We start from the raw sequence: 16,150 nt of genomic DNA on the forward strand, positions 1-16,150 counted from the left end.
TGAGCGCATCCTCCTGACACCTGTCAGAACAGCCCGTCGCCCCCTTTTTCGCGTTCCTGGGCTTCATCGACCGCCACGGCGGCCCCGGCACCGATGATCGGGCCGCAGGAGGCGAGGCAGAGAAGTGTCATCAGGGCCGCGAGGGCCCGAAGGGCCGGGGTCTGCATCTGGGCATCCTTTCCGTGTCGCCGGTCACATGCCGGACTGGGCGTCCTGGGCTTCCTCGGTGATCGCTTCGCCGGTGCTTTCGAGGTCGCGGCCGACGCCTTCCATGGTTTCGCAGGCTGCGAGGGTCAGCAGGGCGACAAGCGCAATCCAACGGGTCATCGGCGGGCTCCTTCTTTCAACCTCACGGGTTCAACACCCCTGCCGGGGTGAGGTTCCCGCCCGCGCCGCCTTGCGGGGAATGCGAAAGGGGCGGACCTCGGCCCACCCCTTGCCCGGGCATTGCCCCCCGAGGAGGCTACCTGCACACCCCCAGGTCGTCGCAGAACACGCCGGCCGCGCCGCCGACAAGGGCGCCGGTGACGGCGCTGCCGCCGGTCGCGTCGGCGATGACCGCGCCGCCGGCGGCGCCGGCAAGGCCGCGTTCGGTGTCGGTCTGCAGGCAGGCCGACAGGGCGAAGGTGGCGAAGAGGAAGGCGATCGGTTTCAGTTTCATCTCTGTGTCTCCCGCAAAGGTTGTCGAAGACCAGTCTGGACGGCCCTGTCTCCGGGCGCACGGGGGCGTCTTGCGCCGGCGCCGTCCTGCGCGGCTTTCCTCCGGCGGGGGAGGGGGAAACCGGCAGGGTTCTGCCGGCGGTTGCAGGAGGGAGCGGACTCTCCTTGATGATAGAAGCTCGCATGACAATTCAAGATCGTCTCGTTTGCTGCTATTATTCTGATTGGAAAATTTTCCGGGTTTGATATTCGGTAAGCTGCCAGAGCTTTTTAGAGGGACAAAATGAAGCTACTCGGAATCACCCTTGCCTCGTTGTTGTCGCTTGCCGCTTGTGCGACGACGGATATCCAGCCAATGTCCAAGGATACGTTCAAAGTTCAAACCCATGCGGCGCCTGCGTGCGGACCCACGGGAGCCCGCAACGTTGCCTTTAAGACGGCTGCGATTGAAGTTATCCGAAAGGGCGGCGATAAGTTTGTTATCATTGGCGATCATAGCGACATGGGTATGCAGGGAGATTTCTTCTCCGGGTTCGACACGAATTATGCACAGGGCATTGTCGTCAAGATGATTCCTGCAAAATCTGCCGAAGCGCGCAATGCCCTGTCTGCCCGCGAAGTTCTGGGAGCGGACTGGCAAGAGATTGTCGCCAAAGGTGCGCCTCAAACTTGCGGATGAGTTTCAGAAAATGGGGTGCGCTGCTGGTGCACTCCATTTTTGTTAACCAAATCTTAACTTTGAACAGAACATTGTTTGGCCATGATACGCTTGGCTCCATTGCTTCTGTTGTGCGCCTGTGGCGCCTCTCCTGCGCCCGAATTCTTCGGCGCCGAAAGGACCGAGGTCACCCGCGACGGCCGCGACTACGTGGTCTTCCGCAAGGGCGACCGGGTGGAGGTGATCCGGCTCGGCTACGCCAGGACCGGCGAACATGCCGAAATCCGCGCGGCCATGATCGCGCTGATCCCCGAAGTCACCGGCTGCGCCTTGCGCGAGACCACCCTGCAGGGCGACAGCGGCGAGATGCGGGGGCGGCTCACCTGCGGATGAGCAGGACCCAGCCCAGGTAGCCCCCGGCCGCCAGGAACAACAGCCCCCAGCCCGGCGCGCCCATGGCGAATTCCACCACCGCCATGCCCAGCGTCAAGAGCGTCCAGAACCAGCGGACCCAGGTCTTTGCGAAGAAAGGATGTTCGGGATCGACAAGGGGCATGATTTCGGCGGCGTCCCGTGGCAGGCTGGGAAAAGGAGGACCCAGCTATGCCAAAGATCGCCAAGGAATTCCATGGCCAAACCGTCATCACCACCTTCGAGACCACGCCCGCGCTGGCCTTCGACCTGATGGACGCCTTGCAGACGGCCTATGACGAATGCATCTCGAAACAGCCCGGCTTCATCGCCGCGGGGCTGCACATCAACGACGCCCGCACCCGGGTGTGCAACTATTCGCAATGGGAAAAGCGCGAGGATTACCAGGCCATGCTGCGCAGCGCCGAGATGCGCGACCGCAACCGCCACATCAATACTTTGTGCAAGGGGTTCGAGCCGGTGATGTATGAGATCATCGCCAGCTACTAGACCATCCACGGGGGCCATGCGCCCGCATCCTAGGGAGACCGGAATGGGTATCGAAAGCATCATCATCCTGATCATCGTCGGCGCGGTGGCGGGCTGGCTGGCGGGGCAGATCGTCTCGGGCTACGGCTTCGGGCTGATCGGCAACATCGCCGTCGGCATCGTCGGCGCCTTCATCGCCGGGCTGATCCTGCCGCGGATCGGGCTGAGCCTCGGCGGCGGCTGGCTGGCCGCGATCATCCACGCCACCATCGGCGCGGTGATCCTGCTGGCGCTGCTGAAGGTGGTGAAGCGGGCCTGAGGGGGCAGCCCCGTCGCATTGGCGAAGGCCATCGCCTTCGCCACGGCGCAACGGTTCCCCTTGTCCGGCCGGGCCCCAAAGGCCCGGCCAGCGCCCGCCCCGCCCTCGGCGGGCGAGGAACAGTCGCCGCCGCGCCTACCGCCGCCCGCGCCGCTTCACTCCACCCCTTTGCCCCGGCCGCCCTGCCGTCGACCGGCCCGAGGCCTTCACCGCCGCCTCGGCCGCCTCCTCCACCGCCGATTGCCGCGCCAGCGGATCGTCGGCCACCGCAAGCTCCACCGCCTCCAGCCGCTTGATCTCGTCGCGCAGGCGGGCGGCCTCCTCGAACTCCAGGTTCTCGGCGGCCTTGCGCATCGCCGTCCGCAGCGCGTCCAGATGGGCGGCGAGGTTCTGCCCCACCGCCGCCTTCTCCACCTTCGCCGTCACCCGGCTCTGGTCGGTGTCGCCCTGCCAGAGGCCGGCCAGCACGTCCTCGACGTTCTTCTTCACCGTCTGCGGGGTGATGCCATGGGCCTTGTTGTAGGCCTTCTGCTTCTCGCGCCGGCGGTCGGTTTCCGCCATGGCGCGCTCCATGCTGCCGGTGATGCGGTCGGCATACATGATCACCCGGCCGTCGGCGTTGCGTGCCGCCCGGCCGATGGTCTGGATCAGCGAGGTTTCGGAGCGCAGGAAACCCTCCTTGTCGGCATCCAGAATGGCGACCAGCCCGCATTCCGGGATGTCCAGCCCTTCGCGCAGCAGGTTGATCCCCACTAGAACGTCGAAGGCGCCGAGCCGAAGATCGCGAAGGATTTCAATGCGTTCTATGGTGTCGATGTCGGAGTGCATGTAGCGCACCCGGATGCCCTGTTCGTGCAGGTATTCGGTCAGGTCCTCGGCCATGCGCTTGGTCAGAGTGGTGACCAGCGTCCGCAGCCCCTTGGCGGCAACCCGCCGCACCTCGTCCAGCAGGTCGTCCACCTGCATCTCCACCGGCCGGATTTCCACCTCGGGGTCGATCAGGCCGGTCGGGCGGATCACCTGCTCGGTGAAGACGCCCCCGGTCTGCTCCAACTCCCAGGCCGCCGGGGTGGCGGAGACGAAGACCGACTGCGGCCGCATCGCGTCCCATTCCTCGAACTTCAGCGGCCGGTTGTCCATGCAGGAGGGCAGGCGGAAGCCGTGCTCGGCCAGGGTGAACTTGCGCCGGAAGTCGCCGCGATACATGCCGCCGATCTGCGGCACGGTGACATGGCTTTCGTCGGCGAAGACGATGGCATTGTCGGGGATGAACTCGAACAGCGTCGGCGGCGGCTCGCCCGGCGCGCGCCCCGTGAGCCACCGGGAATAGTTCTCGATCCCGGCGCAGGAGCCGGTGGCCTCCAGCATCTCCAGGTCGAAGTTGGTGCGTTGCTCCAGCCGCTGCGCCTCCAAGAGCTTGCCCTCGCCGGTCAGCTGCTTCAGCCGGTGGAACAACTCGTCCTTGATGCCCTTGATCGCCTGCTGCAGCGTCGGGCGCGGGGTGACATAGTGGGAATTCGCATAGATGCGGATCTGGCGGAAGGTGTCGGTCTTCGCCCCGGTCAGCGGATCGAATTCCACGATGGACTCCAGTTCCTCGCCGAAGAAGCTGAACCGCCAGGCGCGGTCTTCGAGGTGGGCGGGCCAGACTTCGAGGGAATCGCCCCGGACCCGGAACGACCCGCGCTGGAACGACCCTTCCAGCCGCCGGTATTGCTGCGCCACCAGTTCGGCGATCACCTTGCGCTGGTCGTAAAGCCCGCCGACGACCAGGTCCTGCGTCATCGCCGAATAGGTCTCGACCGAGCCGATGCCGTAGATGCAGGAGACCGAGGCGACGATGATCACATCGTCCCGCTCCAGGAGCGCCCGGGTGGCCGAGTGGCGCATCCGGTCGATCTGCTCGTTGATCTGGGATTCCTTCTCGATATAGGTGTCGGTGCGGGCGACATAGGCTTCGGGCTGGTAGTAGTCGTAGTAGCTGACGAAGTATTCGACCGAGTTGTCGGGGAAGAAGCCCTTGAATTCCCCATAGAGTTGCGCCGCCAGCGTCTTGTTCGGGGCGAGGATGATGGCCGGGCGCTGGGTCTCCTCGATCACCTTGGCCATGGTGAAGGTCTTGCCGGTGCCGGTGGCGCCCAAGAGCACCTGGTCGCGGTCGCCGGCCAGCACCCCCGCCGTCAGTTCGGCAATCGCCGTGGGCTGGTCGCCCGCCGGCTGGAACGGCGTCTGCATGACGAAGCGCCGCCCGCCCTCCAGCTTGGGACGGGTCAGCACCTCGGGGCGGGGATCGAGGGCGTTGGAGTTGTTGTGGGGCATTCTGACCTCGCGGGCGATTCCCTGACGGCTCCCCAGATTTGATCTGTTTTTGTTCCGGTTCAAGCACCGGATCGCCGGAAAGACCGGAAACCGCCGGGGCAGGGCGGGCTGCCTTGCGCAGGGGCGGCGCGGCAATTCAAATTCAGGAGAGATTTTCCGGCCTTTGCATCTTAAGGTTGCATTCCGGAATGGCTTGGGGCAGGCTGGTCCGGCAAGCAGCACGACTGAAGCTGCCGGCCGGCCCCCACACACCCCACCCACACTTCCCTGGCCGGCCGGCAGCCTTTTCCCCGGCCCTGCGGCCAAGCTGCTGCTTGCGCTTTCGCCCCTTATCGGCCAGAAAGCCCGTTGAAAGACGGAGGTTTCCATGCGCGCTCGCATCTATCAGCCCGCCCGCACCGCCATGCAGTCCGGCACTGCCAAGACCCACGACTGGGTGCTGGAATATGCCCCCGCCGCCCCGCGCGAGGTCGATCCGCTGATGGGCTGGACCTCCTCGGGCGACACCCAGGCCCAGGTGAAGCTGCGCTTCGCCAGCCGCGAGGAGGCGCTGGCCTATGCCGGGGCGCATGGCATCGACGCCATCGTGACCGAGCCGAAGCCCCGCCGCCCCAACATCCGCCCCCGCGGCTATGGCGAGAACTTCGCCACCGACCGCAAGGGCGCCTGGACCCACTGATGGCCCCGGTCATCGCCGAGGAAAGCCCGCTGGGCGCGGATCTGCTGCTGCTGTTCGAGCGCCACACTGCCGACATGCACGCCGACACCCCGCCCGGGTCGATCCACATGATGGACCGCGGCGCGCTGGCCGCCCCCGGCATCCGCTTCTTCGTGCTGCGCGACGGCGGGCAGCCGCTGGCCATGGGCGCCTTCAAGCGGATCGGGCCGGACCATGCCGAGATCAAGTCGATGCATGTGCTGGCCGAGGCCCGCGGTCGCGGGCTGTCGCGCCGGATGCTGGACCATCTGGTCGCCGAGGCGGCCCGCGACGGCCTGTCCCGCCTGTCGCTGGAAACCGGCATCCAGCCCACTTTCGTCGCCGCAAGGGCGCTTTATGCCCGCGCCGGTTTCGCCGAATGCGGCCCGATCCCGGGCTACGGCCCCGATCCGAATTCGGTTTTCATGACCAGGGCGCTGGTCTAGAAAGACCGCACGGTCCCGTAGCTCAGTCGGATAGAGCAGCCGCCTTCTAAGCGGCGGGTCGGGGGTTCGAATCCTCCCGGGATCGCCACCTTACACTCCCGCCTTCCCCCGCCGCCGGCGGTGGCCGATCTGGCTGGGCGGGCAGCCGAAGCGGGCACGGAAGGCCTTGGACAGGTGCGAGACGGTGCCGAAGCCGGTCGCCACGGCGATCTCGGGCAGGCCCATCTCGGTGGTGCTGAGCAGGTTGCGCGCCTGGTCCAGCCGCAGCTTGCGGTAATAGGCGGCCGGGCTCATCCCCAGGCTGTGGACGAAGAGCCGCTCGATATGGCGGCGGGAATAGCCGGCGGCGGTGGCCAGCTCGTCCATCGACAGGGTGTCCTCCAGATGGTCGGTCATCAGCCGGACGATGGCGATCAGCGCCGGGTTGCGGCTGTAGGCCACCGCGCCGATGGAACTGCGCTGCGACCTTTCGGTGCCGATCATCACATGGCGCAGGCACATCTCCGACACCGCGGTGGCGAAGGCGGCGCCGTGGTCGCGGGCGATCATCGACAGGATCATGTCGGTGGCCGCCGCGCCGCCGCCGCAGGTGATCACCCGGTCGTCGACCTCGAACTGGTGCGGGGTGGGTTGCAGGTCGGGGAAGCGCTCGACGAAGGCGGGCTGGTTCTCCCAATGCAGGGTGAAGCGGCCCGAGGTCAGCAGCCCCGCCCGCGCCAGCGCCAGCGCCCCGGTGCAGAGCCCGCCGACCATGCCGCCGAATCGGTGGTGGCGGCTGACGGCGGCGACCACTCCGGCGGCGCAGGGGGCGTCGATGTCGTTGCCGGCGCAGACGAACAGCGCCACGTCGCGGCCGACCTCCTCCAGCGCGGCGTCGACGACGACGCAGACGCCGCTGGAACTGGCGACCGGGCCGCCGTCGGCGGACCAGACCGTCCATTGGTAAAGCGGCTGCTGCGACAACTGGTTGGCGATGCGCAGGGTGTCGATGGCCGAGCTGAAGGCCAGGATGGTGAAGCCCGGCACCAAGAGGAAGGCATAGCGCCGGGTCGGCCCGGGTGCGGCCAGCGGGAAATGCGCCGCCCCGCGCGGCACCAAGGTCTGCTGTGTGGAGGAATTGCCCATCGTCCCGCGCCCCGCCGGGGCCGGCCGGCCCCGGTCCACTGGTATCGCCTGCCGCAGCCCGGTCAAGCGGATTGCGGCGGACGGGGAGCCGCCCTCGGGGGCATCGAGCCCCCTCGGCCGGCGCTGCCGCGGACGGCGGAGGCGTCAGTCCTTCCCGGCCGGGGCGCCGCCCTCGAAGCGGTTGCCGTGGCGGTAGTCGCAGGGCGCCTCCTGCATCTGCAGGTGCAGGCCGCTGCCGGTATAGGGATGCGCGCGGGCGAGGTCCTCGTCGAAGTCAATGCCGAGGCCGGGGCCTTCCGGCGGCAGGACATGGCCATCCTCCCACGTGATCGTGTTGCGGATCAGCTTCAGGTGGAAGGCGCCGCCGGTCTGGATGGTCTCGACGATCAGCAGGTTCGGGATCGACACGCCGAGGTGGATGTTCGCCGCCCATTCCACCGGCCCGGCGTAGAGATGCGGCGCCATCTCGGCGTTGAAGATCTCGGCGATGGCGGCAAGCTTGCGCCCCTCCATGATGCCGCCGAGCCGGCCGAGCGCCGGTTGCAGGATCTTCACCCCGCCCGCGCGCAGCAGCATCCCGAATTCGGTCTTGGTGGTCAGCCTTTCGCCAGTGGCGAGCGGGATGCGGACATGCCGCGCCACCTCGGCGAATTCCAGCAGGTTGTCCGGCGGGATCGGCTCCTCATACCAGAGCGGGTTGTAGGGCTCCAACTCGCGCCCCAGCCGGATCGCGCCGGGGGTGGAGAACTGGCCGTGGGTGCCGAAGAGGAGGTCGGCGCGGTCGCCCACGGCCGCGCGGATCGTCTTGCAGAAGGCGACCGAGCGGGAGATGTCGGACAAGGCCGGCTCGTGCCCGCCGCGGATGGTATAGGGGCCGGCGGGATCGAACTTCACCGCGGTGAAGCCCTGCGCCACCGCCTTGACCGCGGCCTCGGCCTGCCAGTCGGGATTGACCCAGAACTCGGCATGGTCCTGCCCCTCCTCGGGGTAGAGGTAAGTGTAGCTGCGCAGGCCGTCGTTCATCCGCCCGCCGATCAGCGCCCAGACCGGGCGGTTGCGTGCCTTGCCGAGAATGTCCCAGCAGGCGATCTCCAGCCCCGCGAAGGCGCCCATCACCGTCAGGTCGGGCCTTTGGGTGAAGCCCGAGGAATAGACCCGGCGATACATCAGCTCGATGTTTTCCGGGCTCTCGCCCTGCATGTGGCGCTGGAACACGTCCTCGATGACCGCCTTCATCGCCTCCGGCCCGACGGTGGAGGCGTAGCATTCGCCGTAGCCCACGATGCCGTCGTCGGTGGTGATCTTCGGGAAGATCCAGTAGCGCCCGCCCCAGCCCGGGGCCGGCGGGGCGACGACGAAGATTTCGAGGTCCTTGAGTTTCATGCCGCGCTCTCCTTGGCTGGCCGCGGCCGGGGGTTTTGCACCCCCGGACCCCCGCAGGATATTTGCATCCAGAAAGAGGCTAGGGCCGGAGGGAAAGCGGGGCAGGGCGGTTTGCGACGGGGAAGCGCCGCAAACGGCCTATGCCGGCAGGCGGGACAGGATTTCGGCGATCAGGCGGGCGGTGTCTTGCGGTGCGGCGAAGAAGGGGGAATGCGAGGTCGGCAGGGCGAAGCGGTTCTCCCGCGGGACGGAGAGCGCCATCTGCGCCTGATAGGAGGGCGGGATGGTGCGGTCCTCGGTGCAGGCGATGTAGAAGCGGGGCAAGTCCTGCGAGTTCCGCGTCAGCGTCAGCGGGGTTTCCTGCGGCGCGACCGGCTCGGGGCACAGCAGGCGGGCGGCGACAGCGCGGTCCTCCGCCGGGCAGTCGTGGTAGAGCAGGTCCTCGGCGTGTTCGGAGGCGATGGTGAAATGGCTGCGGCCGGGCGAGAGGCGGATCGCCGGGGCCAGCGGCTGGCTGGGGCCGGCGCGGCGCATCTCGGCCAGCGATTTGCCGGAGGCCGGAGCATAGGCGCAGAGGTAGGCCAGGCCCCTGAGGCGCGACGGGTCCGCCTCGGCCGCGGCAGTGATGGCGTAGCCGCCGGCGGAATGGCCGACCAGAAGGGTGGGGCCGGTGAGGACGGCGAGGATGGCCTCGGCATAGTCCTGCAGCGCGGGTGCGGCGGCGGGGTTCGACCCGTGGCCGGGCAGGTCGATGGCGCGGGCCGCGATGCCGAGCGCCTCCAGTTCCGGCAGAACCCGGTGCCAGCACCAGGCGCCGTGGCAGGAGCCGTGGACCAGCAGCACCTCAGCCATGGCCGATGTCCTGCAGGAAGCCCGCGAGGATTTCGGCGTATTCCGCGGGTTTCTCCGCCATCGGCAGGTGGCCGGCGCCGCGGATCAGATGGAAGCGGGCGCCGGGGATCAGGTCGGCGGTCTCGCGCACCAGGTCGGGCGGGGTGGAACCGTCGTTGGCCCCGGCGATCGCCAGTGTCGGCAGGCGCAGGGTGGCGGTGGTCTCGTAGAAGTCCGTGCCGGCGATGGCGGCGGCGCAGCCGATCCAGCCCTGCGGGTCGGTGTCCAGGAACCCTTGCCGCAGCGCGGGCAGCGCCGGGTTGTCGCGCCAGCTGCGGCCGAGCCAGCGCTCCATGGTGGCATCGGCCAGCGGCTCCAGCCCCTGTTCGCGGACCAGGGCGATGCGGTCCTGCCATTGCGCGGCGGTTCCGATGCGGGCGGCGGTGTTCGACAGCACCAGCCCGCGCACCAGGTCCAGCCGCTTCACCGCCAGCCCCTGCGCGATCATGCCGCCGAGCGAGACGCCGGCGACCACGGTTTCGGTCAGGCCGAAATGCTCGATCAGCCGTTCGACATCGCGGACCAGCGCGCCCATGGCATAGGGGGCGGGAGGGACGTCGCTTTGCCCATGGCCGCGCAGGTCCAGCCGCAGGATGCGGTGGCGGGGCAGGCGGGCGGCCACGCCGTTCCAGAGCGACAGCGAGGTGCCGAGGGCGTGGACCAGCACCAGCGCCGGCGCGCCGGGCGGGCCTTCCAGAAGGGCGTTCAGGCGCAGGTCGGGCAGGAAGACGGGGGGCATGTGCGAAACCTGTAAGCGAGGTCCGGGCAGAAGTGGGGATTTCGGCCCGGAATGTTCGTTTCCTTCAACCGAAGCGGGCCAGCGTCTCGGCGAAAAGGCCGGGATCGACATTGCCGCCGGAGAGAACGCAGATCACGGTATCGCCCAGATCGGGGGCGAAAAGGGCTGCCGCCAGCGCCACCGCGCCGCCGGGCTCCGCCACCACGCGCAGATGGGTGAAGGCCAGTGCCACCGCTTGCAGCGCCTGTTCGTCGGTCACCGCCAGCCCCGGACCGGCCAGCCCCTGCAGCACCGGCAGGGTCAGCTTGCCCGGGGAAGGCGTCAGGATCGCGTCGCAGACCGAGCCGGTGGTGGCCGGGTTCCGCAGCGCCTCGCCGGCGGCCAGCGAGCGGGCCATGTCGTCGAAGCCGACCGGCTCCACCGTCCGCACCCGCAGCCCGGGAGCCTTCGCCGCCAGCGCCACCGCGACCCCGGTGGACAGCCCGCCGCCACCGCAGGGGACCAGCACATCGGCGCGGTCCACCCCGGCCTGATCCGCGATCTCCAGCCCGACCGTGCCCTGCCCGGCGATCACCTCCGGGTGGTCGAAGGGCGGCACCAGCGTGAGCCCGCGCTTCTCGGACAGCCGGGCGGCCAGCGCGTCGCGGTCCTCGGTGGCGCGGTCGTAGAGCACCACTTCGGCGCCATAGGCGCGGGTATTGGCGATCTTCACCGCGGGGGCGTCCGAGGGCATCAGGATCACCGCCGGCACCCCATGCGCCGCGGCCGCGAAGGCCACGCCCTGCGCATGGTTGCCGGAGGACATCGCCAGCACCCCCGCCCCCGGCGGCAGGGCGGAGACCGCGGCCCATCCGCCGCGGGCCTTGAAGCTGCCGGTCACCTGCAGGCACTCCGCCTTCACCAGCACCCGCCGCCCGGCCAGCCGGTCGAGGAGCGGCGCGTACAGCAGCGGCGTCCTGCGGACATGGCCTTCCATCCGGGCGGCGGCGGCCTTGATCGCGGCAAGGGTGGTCATCGCATCGTCTCCAGCCAGCGGCGGATCGCGTCCGCCGCTTCGGGTTCGTCAAGGAAGGGGACATGGCCGCGGCCGGGCACCGAAGCAAAGACCATGTCGGGGCGGCGGGCCTGCATCTCCGCCGCCACCTCCGATGACAGCAGGTCCGAGTTGGCGCCGCGGATCAGCGCCAGGGGAAGCCCGGCGCAGGCATCGAACATCGGCCAGAGGTCCACCGGAGGCCCCTCGAAGGCGGCGTGGAAGGCCTCGCGCAGGGCGGGGTCGTAGCGCAGCCGCAGGCCCTCCGGCGTTTCCTCGTAGAAATGCGTCACCTCCTCCAGCCAGCGGCTTGCGGGCACGCCCGTAAACCCCGCCATCGACTTCGGCATCTTCGCCGCCATCTCGGCCAGCGTCTTCGCGGCCGGGCTGCGGCCGACGTAATCCTTGATCCGCTCCAGCCCCGGGCGGTGGATCACCGGGCCGACATCGTTCAGGCACAGCCCCAGCAGCCGGTCCTTCGCCACCGCGGCGAGGAACATCCCGATCAGCCCGCCGCGCGAGGTGCCGAGGATGGCGGCCTGCCGCACCCCCAGATGGTCCAGCAGCGCCAGTGCATCCTTCGCCTCCACCGGCACGGTATAGGTGGCGGCGCCGGTGCGGTCGCTGTCGCCGCGGCCGCGGTAGTCCATGCGGATCACCCGGCGCCCCGCCAGCGCGGGCAGGGCATAGTCGAAATCCGCCATGGTCCGGGTCAGGCCGCAAAGGCACAGCACCGGCACCCCTTCGCCTTCGTCGCGATAGGCCAGCCGCGCCCCGTCGGGCGCGGTGAAATGGCTTGCGCCCTGCATGATTGCCCCCCTTGATCTGCCGCCGGATGCTGCACGGGCGGGCGGCGGAAGGCAACCGCCCGGGCCGCGATTTCCGCCCGCGACAAAGGCGGCGCTTGCCCGGGGGCGGCTTGGGCCGTAAACCCGCCCGGCGCAACAGGACAAGGCAAGCCCATGGCCCGCAAGCCCGTGACGACCGAGGATCGCCCCGCCTCCCGCAGCGTGGGCGCGCTGCGCGGCCTTGCCCCCTTCCTGCGACCCTACCGGGCGATGACCATCGGCGCGGGGCTGGCGCTGACGCTGACCGCCACCGTCAGCCTGATCCTGCCCCTTGCCGTGCGCCGGGTGGTGGACGGATTCCAGAGCGCCGATGTCGGCCTGCTGGACGATTATTTCGCGGCCTTCCTGGCCATCGCCGCGCTGCTGGCCCTGGGCACCGGGCTGCGCTACTGGTTGGTCACACGCCTCGGCGAATATGTCGTGGCCGACATCCGCCGGGCGGTTTTCGACAAGGTGATGGGCATGAGCCCGGCCTTCTTCGAGAAGATCATGACCGGCGAGATCCTCAGCCGGATCACCACCGACACCACGCTGATCCTGTCGGTGATCGGCTCCTCGGTCTCGGTCGCGCTACGCAACCTGCTGATGCTGGTCGGCGGCATGGTCCTGCTGGTGCTGACCTCGGCCAAGCTGTCGGGGCTGGTGCTGCTGATCGTGCCGGCGGTGGTGGTGCCCATCGTCATCCTCGGCCGGCGGCTGAGGAACCTCAGCCGCGAGAACCAGGACTGGATCGCCGCCTCCTCCGGCTCGGCTTCCGAGGCGCTGACGGCGGTGCAGGCGGTGCAGGCCTTCACGCACGAGCCGCAGACCCGCGCCGCCTTCGCCGAGGTCACCGAGCGCAGCCTTTCCTCGGCCAATCGCCGCATCTCCACCCGGGCGGTGATGACGGTGATCGTGATCTTTCTGGTCTTCGCCGGCATCGTCGGCGTGTTGTGGATCGGCGCCCGCGACGTGCGGACCGGGGCGATGAGCGTGGGCGAGCTGATCCAGTTCGTCATCTATGCGGTGATGGTGGCGGGGTCGGTGGGCGCACTGTCGGAAATCTGGGGCGAGCTGATGCGGGCGGCCGGTGCGACCGAGCGTCTGGTGGAGCTGCTGCACACCGAAGACACGGTGCGGGACCCTGCGGCGCCCAAGGCGCTGCCGCGGCCGGTGCGGGGCGAGATCGCCTTCCGCGACGTGACCTTCCACTACCCGGCCCGACCCGGCGTCTCGGCTCTGAACGGGGTGTCGCTGGTGGTGCAGCCCGGCGAGACCGTGGCGCTGGTCGGCCCCTCGGGTGCGGGCAAGACCACGATCCTGCAACTGCTGCTGCGCCACTACGACCCGCAGCAGGGGCAGGTCACGCTGGACGGCATCGACCTGCGCGACATGGCCCGCGACGACTTCCGCCGCGCCTTGGCGCTGGTGCCGCAGGACCCGGTGATCTTCGCCGCTTCCGCCCGCGACAACATCCGTTTCGGTCGCCCGGAGGCGAGCGATGCCGAGGTGGAGGCCGCCGCCCGCGCCGCCGCCGCGCACGACTTCCTGTCGGCGCTGCCGGAGGGCTACGACACACCCCTCGGCGAGCGCGGGGTGATGCTGTCGGGCGGCCAGCGCCAGCGGGTGGCCATCGCCCGGGCGATCCTGCGCGATGCGCCGGTGCTGCTTCTGGACGAGGCCACTTCGGCGCTGGATGCCGAATCCGAACGCGCGGTGCAGGCGGCGGTGGAAGCGATGGCCGAGGGCCGCACCACGCTGGTGGTGGCGCATCGGCTGGCGACGGTGAAGCGCGCCGACCGGATCGTGGTCTTCGACGGCGGGAAGATCGTGGCGCAGGGCCGCCACGACGACCTGGTGGCCGAGGGCGGACTCTACGCCCGGCTGGCGAAGCTGCAGTTCACCGAAGGCGCGGGCTGACCGCCCCTCGGCGGTCCGCGCAAAGGACGTTGCGTCCGCAGGCTGCGAAAACGGTTGGCAAAACCGGCCATCCTGCCCATCTTCGCTGAAGGACGTCCCCGGAGGAGAAGAGGGGCGGCAAGGGGGAGAGGACAATGGCGGAATTTGCGACGCTGGCGGATGTGAAGGCCATCGAGGCCGAGGCGGCCTGGGCCGATCTGGATGTCGCCCGGACGATGCACGAGTTCCTGACGCGGGCCAAGGCGGCCCATGGCGACCGCCCCGCGATCAGCTACCAGCTTCTCTCCGCCCCCGACGCCCCCGCCCGCACCCTGACCTGGGCCGGGCTGCATGGCGAGACCACCCGCGCCGCCAACCTGTTCCGCAGCCTCGGCATCGGGCCGAAGGACGTCGTGGCCTATGTGCTGCCGAACTGCATGGAGACCGCCGTCACCCTGCTGGGCGGCGCGGTGGCCGGCATCGTCAACCCGATCAACCCGCTGCTGGAGCCCGAGCAGATCAGCGCCATCCTGCGCGAGACCGGCGCCAAGGTGGTGGTGACGCTGCGGCCCTTCCCGAAGACCGACCTGGCGCAGAAGGTGGCCGAGGCGGTGCGCTTCGCCCCGGCGGTGAAGACGGTGCTGGAGGTCGACCTGCTGACCTACCTGACCGGGCTGAAGAAGCTGATCGTGCCGCTGATCCGGCCGAAGAACCCCGCCTCCCACCATGCGGTGGTGAAGAACTTCCATGCCGAGGTCGCCCGCCAGCCCGCCGACCGCCTGACCTTCGACGACCCGAAGGAGGACCGCGTCGCCGCCTATTTCCACACCGGCGGCACCACCGGGATGCCCAAGGTAGCGCAGCACAAGGTCTCGGGCATGGTCTACAACGGCTGGCTGGGGCAGCGGCTGCTGTTCAAGCCCGACGATGTGGTGATGTGCCCGCTGCCGCTGTTCCACGTCTTCGCGGCCTATCCGATCCTGATGTCGATGATCGCCTCCGGCGCGCATGTGGTCTTCCCCACCCCCGCCGGCTATCGCGGCGAGGGCGTGTTCGACAACCTGTGGAAGCTGATCGAGCGCTGGCGCTGCACCTATCTGATCACCGTGCCCACGGCGCTGGCGGCGCTGATGCAGCGGCCGGTCAACGCCGACATCTCCAGCCTGAAGAATGCCTTCTCCGGCTCGGCCCCGCTGCCGGTGGAGCTTTACAACCGCTTCAAGAAGGAGACCGGGGTGGAGACGGTGGAAGGCTACGGCCTGACCGAATGCACCTGCCTGGTGGCGGTGAACCCGCCGGGCGGGACCAAGAAGATCGGCTCGGTCGGCCTGCCCTTCCCCTATACCCATGTCCGCATCCTGACCCGCGAAGGCGCCATCGGCTTCCGCGAATGCGCGGTGGACGAGGTGGGCGAGATCTGCGTGGCCAACCCCGGCGTGTTCGAGGGGTCGACCTATACCGAGGTGGACAAGAACAAGGACCTCTTCGCCGAGGGCCGCTTCCTGCGCACCGGCGATCTGGGCCGGATCGACGCCGACGGCTATCTCTACATCACCGGGCGGGCGAAGGACCTGATCATCCGCGGCGGCCACAACATCGACCCGGCGGTGATCGAGGAGGCGCTGATGGCCCATCCCGCCGTCGCCATGGTCGGCGCCATCGGCCAGCCCGACGCCCATTCCGGCGAACTGCCCTGCGCCTATGTCGAGCTGGTGAAGGACGCGCAGGCGACCGGGGCCGAGCTGATGGCCTTCGCCGAGAAGCATATCACCGAACGCGCCGCCCTGCCCAAGCATGTCGAGATCCTGCCGGAACTGCCGAAGACCGCGGTCGGCAAGGTGTTCAAGCCCGACCTGCGGCGGATGGCGATCACCCGGATCTACGACGCCGCGCTGAAGGCGGCCGGCGTGCCCGCCCATGTCGCCGAGGTGGTCGAGGACAAGAAGCGCGGCCTCGTCGCCCGGCTGGCCCGCGACGGCGCGGTGGAGGATGCGGCGGTGACGGCGGTGCTCGGCAGCTTCACCGGCCCCTGGGAATGGCAGCCGTGATCCAGTCGAGCGGCTGCCGCCGCATTCCTTATCGTTGCGGCTGACGGAGTCTCCTGCGGCCGCTGTCGGCCGATGGGGGCATTCTGCCCCCAAACCCCCTGAGGATATTTATGGTCCAGAAAGAGGGGAGGCCCTTCCTCCTCTTTCTGGACCATAAATATCCCCGCCGGAGGCTTCCGCCGGGTGGAGCCGGGAGACCGGCCGGC

At 69.0% G+C, this 16,150-nt stretch carries 19 protein-coding genes and 1 tRNA gene; 9 read left to right on the forward strand and 11 right to left on the reverse strand.

Going from position 1 to position 16,150, the window contains the following annotated elements:
- Positions 1 to 23: 23 nt before the first annotated feature.
- The 3 genes from G5B31_RS06880 to G5B31_RS06890 form a co-directional block, all read right to left on the reverse strand.
- Positions 24 to 167 carry a hypothetical protein gene (locus tag G5B31_RS06880; RefSeq protein WP_165015149.1) on the reverse strand — a complete coding sequence of 48 codons (144 nt, stop codon included), beginning with the start codon at positions 165 to 167 and terminating at the stop codon, positions 24 to 26.
- A gap of 25 nt (positions 168 to 192) precedes the next feature.
- Entirely contained in the window at positions 193 to 327 is a 135-nt protein-coding gene (locus G5B31_RS06885; protein WP_165015152.1) for an entericidin A/B family lipoprotein, read from the reverse strand.
- A 136-nt stretch (positions 328 to 463) separates the two neighbouring features.
- On the reverse strand, positions 464 to 661 hold the full coding sequence (locus G5B31_RS06890) for a hypothetical protein (protein WP_165015155.1): 198 nt from the start codon (positions 659 to 661) through the stop codon (positions 464 to 466).
- A 282-nt stretch (positions 662 to 943) separates the two neighbouring features.
- On the opposite strand from G5B31_RS06890, the gene G5B31_RS06895 reads away from it, so the two are divergent.
- Both G5B31_RS06895 and G5B31_RS06900 read left to right on the forward strand, forming a co-directional pair.
- Entirely contained in the window at positions 944 to 1,339 is a 396-nt protein-coding gene (locus G5B31_RS06895) for a hypothetical protein (protein WP_165015158.1), read from the forward strand.
- Between the two features lie 90 nt (positions 1,340 to 1,429).
- Positions 1,430 to 1,711, forward strand: coding sequence for a hypothetical protein (locus G5B31_RS06900; RefSeq protein WP_165015161.1), 282 nt, complete (start codon positions 1,430 to 1,432; stop codon positions 1,709 to 1,711).
- Here the strand turns inward: G5B31_RS06900 and G5B31_RS06905 are convergent.
- Positions 1,698 to 1,874: a hypothetical protein gene (locus G5B31_RS06905; protein WP_165015164.1), complete on the reverse strand. Its 177-nt coding sequence runs from the start codon at positions 1,872 to 1,874 to the stop codon at positions 1,698 to 1,700. The two genes, G5B31_RS06900 and G5B31_RS06905, sit on opposite strands and share 14 nt — an antisense overlap.
- A 47-nt stretch (positions 1,875 to 1,921) precedes the next feature.
- On the opposite strand from G5B31_RS06905, the gene G5B31_RS06910 reads away from it, so the two are divergent.
- Positions 1,922 to 2,239, forward strand: coding sequence for an antibiotic biosynthesis monooxygenase (locus G5B31_RS06910; RefSeq protein ID WP_165015166.1), 318 nt, complete (start codon positions 1,922 to 1,924; stop codon positions 2,237 to 2,239).
- A 43-nt stretch (positions 2,240 to 2,282) separates the two neighbouring features.
- Positions 2,283 to 2,537, forward strand: a complete 255-nt coding sequence (locus tag G5B31_RS06915; protein WP_165015168.1) for a GlsB/YeaQ/YmgE family stress response membrane protein — start codon at positions 2,283 to 2,285, stop codon at positions 2,535 to 2,537.
- A gap of 135 nt (positions 2,538 to 2,672) precedes the next feature.
- On the opposite strand, the gene uvrB is transcribed toward G5B31_RS06915, so the two are convergent.
- Positions 2,673 to 4,856: an excinuclease ABC subunit UvrB gene (gene uvrB, locus G5B31_RS06920; RefSeq protein WP_165015171.1), complete on the reverse strand. Its 2,184-nt coding sequence runs from the start codon at positions 4,854 to 4,856 to the stop codon at positions 2,673 to 2,675.
- 367 nt (positions 4,857 to 5,223) lie between these two features.
- Between uvrB and G5B31_RS06925 the strand changes: the two genes are divergently transcribed.
- The 3 genes from G5B31_RS06925 to G5B31_RS06935 all read left to right on the forward strand — a co-directional run bounded on the left by G5B31_RS06925 (position 5,224) and on the right by G5B31_RS06935 (position 6,087).
- The gene (locus G5B31_RS06925) at positions 5,224 to 5,535 is read left to right on the forward strand and encodes an ETC complex I subunit (protein WP_165015173.1); all 312 of its coding nucleotides are present in this window, start codon (positions 5,224 to 5,226) and stop codon (positions 5,533 to 5,535) included.
- Positions 5,535 to 5,999 (forward strand): GNAT family N-acetyltransferase, encoded by a 465-nt coding sequence (locus G5B31_RS06930; RefSeq protein WP_165015176.1) that lies wholly within the window; start codon positions 5,535 to 5,537, stop codon positions 5,997 to 5,999. The genes G5B31_RS06925 and G5B31_RS06930 overlap by 1 nt, the downstream gene beginning before the upstream one ends.
- An 11-nt stretch (positions 6,000 to 6,010) precedes the next feature.
- A tRNA-Arg gene (locus G5B31_RS06935) sits at positions 6,011 to 6,087 on the forward strand.
- Positions 6,088 to 6,089: 2 nt separating this feature from the next.
- On the opposite strand, the gene G5B31_RS06940 is transcribed toward G5B31_RS06935, so the two are convergent.
- The 6 genes from G5B31_RS06940 to G5B31_RS06965 form a co-directional block, all read right to left on the reverse strand.
- Positions 6,090 to 7,124: a GlxA family transcriptional regulator gene (locus tag G5B31_RS06940; protein ID WP_205911838.1), complete on the reverse strand. Its 1,035-nt coding sequence runs from the start codon at positions 7,122 to 7,124 to the stop codon at positions 6,090 to 6,092.
- A gap of 144 nt (positions 7,125 to 7,268) precedes the next feature.
- On the reverse strand, positions 7,269 to 8,507 hold the full coding sequence (locus G5B31_RS06945; RefSeq protein ID WP_165015179.1) for a mandelate racemase/muconate lactonizing enzyme family protein: 1,239 nt from the start codon (positions 8,505 to 8,507) through the stop codon (positions 7,269 to 7,271).
- 138 nt (positions 8,508 to 8,645) lie between these two features.
- Complete coding sequence (locus G5B31_RS06950; RefSeq protein ID WP_165015182.1) at positions 8,646 to 9,359, reverse strand: alpha/beta fold hydrolase; 714 nt, start codon at positions 9,357 to 9,359, stop codon at positions 8,646 to 8,648.
- On the reverse strand, positions 9,352 to 10,137 hold the full coding sequence (pcaD, locus tag G5B31_RS06955; protein ID WP_165015185.1) for a 3-oxoadipate enol-lactonase: 786 nt from the start codon (positions 10,135 to 10,137) through the stop codon (positions 9,352 to 9,354). Before pcaD ends, G5B31_RS06950 begins: the two co-directional genes overlap by 8 nt.
- A 64-nt stretch (positions 10,138 to 10,201) precedes the next feature.
- Positions 10,202 to 11,152, reverse strand: a complete 951-nt coding sequence (locus G5B31_RS06960; RefSeq protein ID WP_165015188.1) for a threonine/serine dehydratase — start codon at positions 11,150 to 11,152, stop codon at positions 10,202 to 10,204.
- On the reverse strand, positions 11,149 to 11,979 hold the full coding sequence (locus G5B31_RS06965; protein ID WP_165015191.1) for an alpha/beta fold hydrolase: 831 nt from the start codon (positions 11,977 to 11,979) through the stop codon (positions 11,149 to 11,151). The genes G5B31_RS06960 and G5B31_RS06965 overlap by 4 nt, the downstream gene beginning before the upstream one ends.
- A 153-nt stretch (positions 11,980 to 12,132) precedes the next feature.
- Here G5B31_RS06965 and G5B31_RS06970 point away from each other — a divergent pair, with 153 nt between their 5' ends.
- Positions 12,133 to 13,917 (forward strand): ABC transporter transmembrane domain-containing protein, encoded by a 1,785-nt coding sequence (locus G5B31_RS06970; RefSeq protein ID WP_165015194.1) that lies wholly within the window; start codon positions 12,133 to 12,135, stop codon positions 13,915 to 13,917.
- A gap of 134 nt (positions 13,918 to 14,051) precedes the next feature.
- Positions 14,052 to 15,944 (forward strand): acyl-CoA synthetase, encoded by a 1,893-nt coding sequence (locus tag G5B31_RS06975; protein WP_165015197.1) that lies wholly within the window; start codon positions 14,052 to 14,054, stop codon positions 15,942 to 15,944.
- The last annotated feature ends 206 nt before the right edge of the window (positions 15,945 to 16,150 follow it).

The sequence above is a fragment of the Rhodobacter sp. SGA-6-6 genome, assembly GCF_011043545.1.
Lineage (GTDB): Bacteria > Pseudomonadota > Alphaproteobacteria > Rhodobacterales > Rhodobacteraceae > Pseudogemmobacter.

Excerpts from the sequence above, each read along its gene's own strand:
- G5B31_RS06880 (WP_165015149.1), bottom strand. The coding sequence starts at position 167 with ATGCAGACCCCGGCCCTTCGGGCCCTCGCGGCCCTGATGACACTTCTC.
- G5B31_RS06885 (WP_165015152.1), bottom strand. The coding sequence starts at position 327 with ATGACCCGTTGGATTGCGCTTGTCGCCCTGCTGACCCTCGCAGCCTGC.
- G5B31_RS06890 (WP_165015155.1), bottom strand. The coding sequence starts at position 661 with ATGAAACTGAAACCGATCGCCTTCCTCTTCGCCACCTTCGCCCTGTCG.
- G5B31_RS06895 (WP_165015158.1), top strand. The coding sequence starts at position 944 with ATGAAGCTACTCGGAATCACCCTTGCCTCGTTGTTGTCGCTTGCCGCT.
- G5B31_RS06905 (WP_165015164.1), bottom strand. The coding sequence starts at position 1,874 with ATGCCCCTTGTCGATCCCGAACATCCTTTCTTCGCAAAGACCTGGGTC.
- G5B31_RS06910 (WP_165015166.1), top strand. The coding sequence starts at position 1,922 with ATGCCAAAGATCGCCAAGGAATTCCATGGCCAAACCGTCATCACCACC.
- G5B31_RS06915 (WP_165015168.1), top strand. The coding sequence starts at position 2,283 with ATGGGTATCGAAAGCATCATCATCCTGATCATCGTCGGCGCGGTGGCG.
- uvrB (WP_165015171.1), bottom strand. The coding sequence starts at position 4,856 with ATGCCCCACAACAACTCCAACGCCCTCGATCCCCGCCCCGAGGTGCTG.
- G5B31_RS06925 (WP_165015173.1), top strand. The coding sequence starts at position 5,224 with ATGCGCGCTCGCATCTATCAGCCCGCCCGCACCGCCATGCAGTCCGGC.
- G5B31_RS06930 (WP_165015176.1), top strand. The coding sequence starts at position 5,535 with ATGGCCCCGGTCATCGCCGAGGAAAGCCCGCTGGGCGCGGATCTGCTG.
- G5B31_RS06940 (WP_205911838.1), bottom strand. The coding sequence starts at position 7,124 with ATGGGCAATTCCTCCACACAGCAGACCTTGGTGCCGCGCGGGGCGGCG.
- G5B31_RS06945 (WP_165015179.1), bottom strand. The coding sequence starts at position 8,507 with ATGAAACTCAAGGACCTCGAAATCTTCGTCGTCGCCCCGCCGGCCCCG.
- G5B31_RS06950 (WP_165015182.1), bottom strand. The coding sequence starts at position 9,359 with ATGGCTGAGGTGCTGCTGGTCCACGGCTCCTGCCACGGCGCCTGGTGC.
- pcaD (WP_165015185.1), bottom strand. The coding sequence starts at position 10,137 with ATGCCCCCCGTCTTCCTGCCCGACCTGCGCCTGAACGCCCTTCTGGAA.
- G5B31_RS06960 (WP_165015188.1), bottom strand. The coding sequence starts at position 11,152 with ATGACCACCCTTGCCGCGATCAAGGCCGCCGCCGCCCGGATGGAAGGC.
- G5B31_RS06965 (WP_165015191.1), bottom strand. The coding sequence starts at position 11,979 with ATGCAGGGCGCAAGCCATTTCACCGCGCCCGACGGGGCGCGGCTGGCC.
- G5B31_RS06970 (WP_165015194.1), top strand. The coding sequence starts at position 12,133 with ATGGCCCGCAAGCCCGTGACGACCGAGGATCGCCCCGCCTCCCGCAGC.
- G5B31_RS06975 (WP_165015197.1), top strand. The coding sequence starts at position 14,052 with ATGGCGGAATTTGCGACGCTGGCGGATGTGAAGGCCATCGAGGCCGAG.